The sequence below is a fragment of the Rhodococcus sp. MT28 genome (assembly GCF_058792695.1).
The window spans coordinates 103079-107889 of record NZ_JBXAFD010000008.1; the positions used below are offsets into that span (position 1 = coordinate 103079).

At 61.8% G+C, this 4811-nt stretch carries 3 protein-coding genes; all 3 read right to left on the reverse strand.

Annotation, left to right across the window (positions count from 1 at the left end; genetic code table 11):
• Positions 1-68: 68 nt before the first annotated feature.
• From AC1Q6C_RS26550 to AC1Q6C_RS26560, 3 genes are read right to left on the reverse strand one after another with little or no spacing between them, the layout of a single operon-like run.
• Positions 69-1040 (reverse strand): antibiotic biosynthesis monooxygenase, encoded by a 972-nt coding sequence (locus AC1Q6C_RS26550; RefSeq protein ID WP_230358748.1) that lies wholly within the window; start codon positions 1038-1040, stop codon positions 69-71.
• Positions 1037-3730 (reverse strand): molybdopterin-dependent oxidoreductase, encoded by a 2694-nt coding sequence (locus tag AC1Q6C_RS26555; protein WP_054828039.1) that lies wholly within the window; start codon positions 3728-3730, stop codon positions 1037-1039. Before AC1Q6C_RS26555 ends, AC1Q6C_RS26550 begins: the two co-directional genes overlap by 4 nt.
• Positions 3727-4551: an FAD binding domain-containing protein gene (locus AC1Q6C_RS26560; RefSeq protein WP_007733027.1), complete on the reverse strand. Its 825-nt coding sequence runs from the start codon at positions 4549-4551 to the stop codon at positions 3727-3729. Before AC1Q6C_RS26560 ends, AC1Q6C_RS26555 begins: the two co-directional genes overlap by 4 nt.
• Between the last annotated feature and the right edge of the window lie 260 nt (positions 4552-4811).

Genomic DNA, 4811 nt, shown 5'->3' on the forward strand with positions numbered 1-4811 from the left:
TGCCAGCGTATGCACCGGGGAAGAATCATGCCCCGTTACATGCGCTGGCTTTTCGTGTTCCGGAGAGTTCAGGGCAGCGACCAGAACTGAGTAGTCACCAGATAGAAGACGACCACCCAGAACAAGGTCACCGCAGCGACGATTGCCACCCCTTGTGCGTTGGTTTTTGCGACAGGAATCCCCGGAGGTGGACGCAGCCAACGGCGCAGGAGTCGATTCACGTAGTACGGCATCGTGAAGAAACTCATGATGAAGCTCGACAGCAGATTGCCGATCAACAATCCGAGCCAGAGTGGCAGCTTCAGCGGTGACAGCGCCAAAGTAAGCAAGACGACAGTCGGGTAGAGACCGACCCAGACCGCGATCGAGGTTTTTGTCTCCGAAGGTGGAGGGGCCTCGTTTCCGTTCTCGTCGAAGGCAAACCAACTGCCGAACGAATTGTCCACGGTTCGCAGTTCGAAGTCGTGAAACTTGCGGCCCTCGGCGAGGAGTTGTTGTCGCTCAGGGGAAGTCAGCCACGTATCGAGGTGGGCAGCATTGTCGAAGCGATACAGCAGGGTCCATTCATCCTGCACACCGTCGACGGGGCGAAACAGTTCGGTGCCGCGGAATCCGTCGAAAGCACTCTCCACCTCCCGAAGGCGATCCTGCCAGGCAAGGAACTCGTCGATGCTGTCGTCACCGACTCGGTGCGTCACTACGACGGTCAGCAGTGGGTCCGGAGGCCTGATCCCGCCGCTCACTACCTGCTGCGTGGCCGGGCCGTCGAAGAACTGACGTCCGCTGTCGAGGTAGTCCTGCCTCGTCGCGCTGTTGATCCACGCTTGAACATGAGCGATGGAGTCGAATCGGTACACGATCACCCAATCAGGTTGGGTGGGCGTCGGAGCCGCGATTTCTGCCCCGAGGAAGCCTGCATAATCTGCGGCCGCCCGGTTGAGATCTTTCTGCCATACCTCGAATTCTTTCTCCAGTCCGGCACGCACTCGCTGGCCGATGATGACCGTCGCGGCGCTGTCCGCCGACGTGTGCGCGGTCATCGGTTCAGGCCTGTGTAGATGCGTTCCGGGGTGAGCGGTAGCGACCGGAATCGTGACCCGGTTGCATCCTGCAGTGCGTTCGCCAATGCAGGGGCAACCGGATTGATGCAGCACTCCGCCATGCCCTTGGAGCGGAGAGGACCGACGGAGTCTGATGACTCGACGAGGATCACCTCCGTGCGTGGGATATCTGCATATGTCGGGATCCGGTAGTTACGTAGATTCGGGTTCATCATCGCGCCGTTTGCGTCTACGTGGAAGTTCTCGGTGAGTGCGAAGCCGATGCCCTGGGCGACGCCACCTTCGATCTGTCCCCGCACCTGCGCCGGATTGATGATCACCCCAGCGTCGGTGGCTTGGACGCTGTAGAGAATGCGGATCTCGCCGGTGATGCGATGGACGGCAATCCGGAAGCCATGAGTGTTGGACACCACGCTGCGCGGAGATCCGTATGCCTTCCGCGCCTCGGTGAATCGGATCCCGCGCGGGCGCGCGGCCTCGAGTATCTCTTGCAGTGTTAATCGAGTACTACCGCAGACGATCTTGTCGTCGTCCATCGAGCACTGGTCAATCGACACGCCGGTGTGGTGCGCGGCGAAGGCAAGTAGGCGATCGCGGAGCGCATTCGACGCGCGAAGTACCGCGTTCCCAGCGACAAACAGGCCGGCGCTGGCGAAAGCGCCTGTGTCGAAACCGGTTCGGTCGGTGTCCGACTGAATGATTCGTACACGCGACGGAGTTGTGCCCAGCTGATTTGCGGCGATCTGCACGTGGGCCGTAGAAGTTCCCTCACCGAATTCGACTGTGCCGATGGCAAGTTCGTATACACAGTCTTCGCCGAGGGTGAGCCAAGCCTCGGAAATGTGCTCGGTGGGTGGCGCGGTCTCATGTAGTGAACTGGCGGTACCGGTGCCGATCAGCCAATCGTCTCCGAGCGAGGGAACCTGTTGCCGCTTCAACGCGGTGTCGATCAGATCGATGCATTGCCCCAGTCCGTCTTCGGTGAAGATCACGTCGTCTGGGCCGTCTTCGAGTGCGATCAGCGAATCGCCCGGTCGGACGATATTGCGTCGACGCAGTTCGAGCGGATCCATGTTCAGCGCGACGGCCAATTCGGTCATGGCCGATTCCACGGCAAAGGCCGGTTGCGTCATCCCGTACCCACGCAGAGCGCCGCTCGGGACGTTATTGGTGTACACGGAATACGCATCGAACTTCTTGTTGGCGCAGCGGTAGAGCGATACTGCCGCGCCGCCGGCAAAGAGTGTCTCTCCACCGTGGTTTCCGTACGCACCGGTGTTCGATACGTTGCGATACTGAAAGGCTGTGAGGGTTCCGTCCGACTTGGCACCGAGCTTGATCGTGAGCTTCATCGGATGACGCGGCGACGCGGTGGTGAACTCTTCTTCTCGGGTGAACTCGAGGCAGACGGGACGACCGGTGTCGAGGGTGGCGAGCGCCACCAGATCCTCGCTGATCACTTCCTGTTTTCCTCCGAACCCGCCGCCCACGCGTTTGCAGAACACGCGTAGCTGATCCGGGCGGAGGTCGAAGAGATGGGCGAGTTTGACCTTGGCGATGGAGGGGGACTGCGAACTTGTGCGAACGTGAAGGCGTCCGTCTTCCATCCAGGAGATCGAACCGTGCGTCTCGAGGTGCGCGTGCTGAACCCGCGGCGAGAAGTAGGTGCCTTCGTGGATGACGTCGGCCTCGGCGAACCCTGCCTCGACGTCGCCCACATGACCGTGAAGTTCGAGCAGGATGTTGTGCTCGGGATCTCGAACAAAGGGATCGTCGGATCCGTGCAGGGCTGGAGCGCCGTCGGCCATGGCCTCTTCCGGATCGAACACGGAAGGCAGGATCTCGTAATCGACCTTCACCTTCCGACGGCCTTCTTCCGCAGCGACGACGGAGTCGGCGAGGACGGCCACTACACGCTGACCCACGAACCGCACGACGTTGTCGAGAATGTAGGTGTCGTCCGGATCGACAAGGTGGTCGGTATGTATTGCCGTGGTGAAGAGCTTGCGCGGCACGTCTTTCCAGGTGTAGACGCGATGGACACCGGGGACGGCGAGCGCCTCGGTGGTGTCGATGGAGGTGATGCGGGCATGTGCGTGAGGCGAGTGCAGCACTTTCAGGTGCAGCATGCCGTCGATCGCGGTGTCCATAGTGTATTCGGCTCGGCCGGTCACCACGTCGGTGGCCGCCGGCGCCCCGACGCTGGTTCCGACGGCCTGTCCCGGGAGGGCAACTTCGACAGCACCGACACCGTTGACCGCGTCTTCGATGGATCGGTAACCGGTGCAGCGGCACAGGTTTCCCTTGAGCGCTCGCGGCAAGTCTTCTTTCTGCGCGTCGGTGAGCGCCGCCGAGGTCATGATCATCCCGGCGGTGCAGAACCCACACTGAAAGCCGGGTGCATCCCGGAACTGCTGCTGAATCGGATGGAGATCTTCGGGCGTGCCGAGTCCCTCGATCGTGGTTACCGCGCGACCGTCGGCGCGAAAGGCGGGCGTGATGCAGCTGTGTATCGGTGTTCCGTCGAGCCACACTGTGCACGCCCCGCAGTCCCCGCCGTCGCACCCCTTCTTCACCCCGTGGTGTCCGAGGTGCCGAAGAAACGTCCGGAGACACTGTCCCGGGAACGGCTCCTCGTGGAACTGCCGGTCGTTCACCGTGTAGCTCATGACTGGCTCCCCGTGAGTTCGTTTCGGAGCTCGTCGGCGTAGTGGCGGGCGAGGTGGAGGCGGTGGTCTGGGGTTCCGTTGGGATCGTCGAACCAAATGTCGGCCGAAATGGAGTCGACGGCTCGTCGCAGAGAGTGCTCGTCCGGCATGGTGTCGAACGTCAGCCGGATCGGATGGGTGGTGCCGGCGGTGATGGTGAGGTGAAAGTCGTCGGCGCCAGGAGTCTGCGTCGCGATCATGAAGATCGTCGAACGGCCGAGGTGCGTGAGACTGAAGCGGCGGTGGGCGTGCCGTTTGGTGAGTGCGTGCACCGGGAACTCGATGCTCCGAAGGACTTCGCCCGGCTCCAGGACATTCTGGTGGTCACCGGTCACGAAGTCGCACGCGTCGACGGTCCTCACTGTTCCGTCGGTAGCCCATAGTGTGAACGAAGCCTCGAGTGCAACTGCCAGGGTGATCATCGGTCCGGCCGGAAGCGACATACAGATGTTGCCGCCTACGGTGGCCGAATTCCACACCTTGAAAGACGAGAGGAAGTACTCGCAGCTGACGCGAATAAGTGGACTCGCACGCCAATTGTCCGGCGGGACAAACGCATACAGTTCGGCAACGGTGCACGTAGCTCCGACACCGAAATGAGTCGGGCCGACCTCCAGTGGTGTCCAACCGAGCGCGGTGAGGTCGACCAGTCGACGCGTGTCGGGTTGTTCTGCTGAGAACAGCCACGTTCCTCCCGCGAGCCAGGCGTCGCCGGGACGCCACACGTCCCCTGGGCGATCCGGTGGTCGGCGTATCACGTCGGTAATGGTGGTGATGTCCATGCGCCTGCTCCCCTCGGGGGATGTGTCTTCTCGGAGTGGGACATTACCGAGGTGACGAGACGCATTCACACTTTTAGTACATATCGGGCACGCGAAACATGAGCGATACGTACGTGACATCGACTGGTGGGGCGGTGCATGCGCTTGCCGATTCTGGGTACGACTGCTTGAGAGGCGCGATCAGCCTCTTGCTTTCGCGCTGTTGATTCGGACGCGGCTACGCACTCGGCGGCCGCGGAGATCATGCGGGGCGGGGCGCT

Excerpts from the sequence above, each read along its gene's own strand:
- AC1Q6C_RS26555 (WP_054828039.1), bottom strand. The coding sequence starts at position 3,730 with ATGAGCTACACGGTGAACGACCGGCAGTTCCACGAGGAGCCGTTCCCG.
- AC1Q6C_RS26560 (WP_007733027.1), bottom strand. The coding sequence starts at position 4,551 with ATGGACATCACCACCATTACCGACGTGATACGCCGACCACCGGATCGC.
- AC1Q6C_RS26550 (WP_230358748.1), bottom strand. The coding sequence starts at position 1,040 with ATGACCGCGCACACGTCGGCGGACAGCGCCGCGACGGTCATCATCGGC.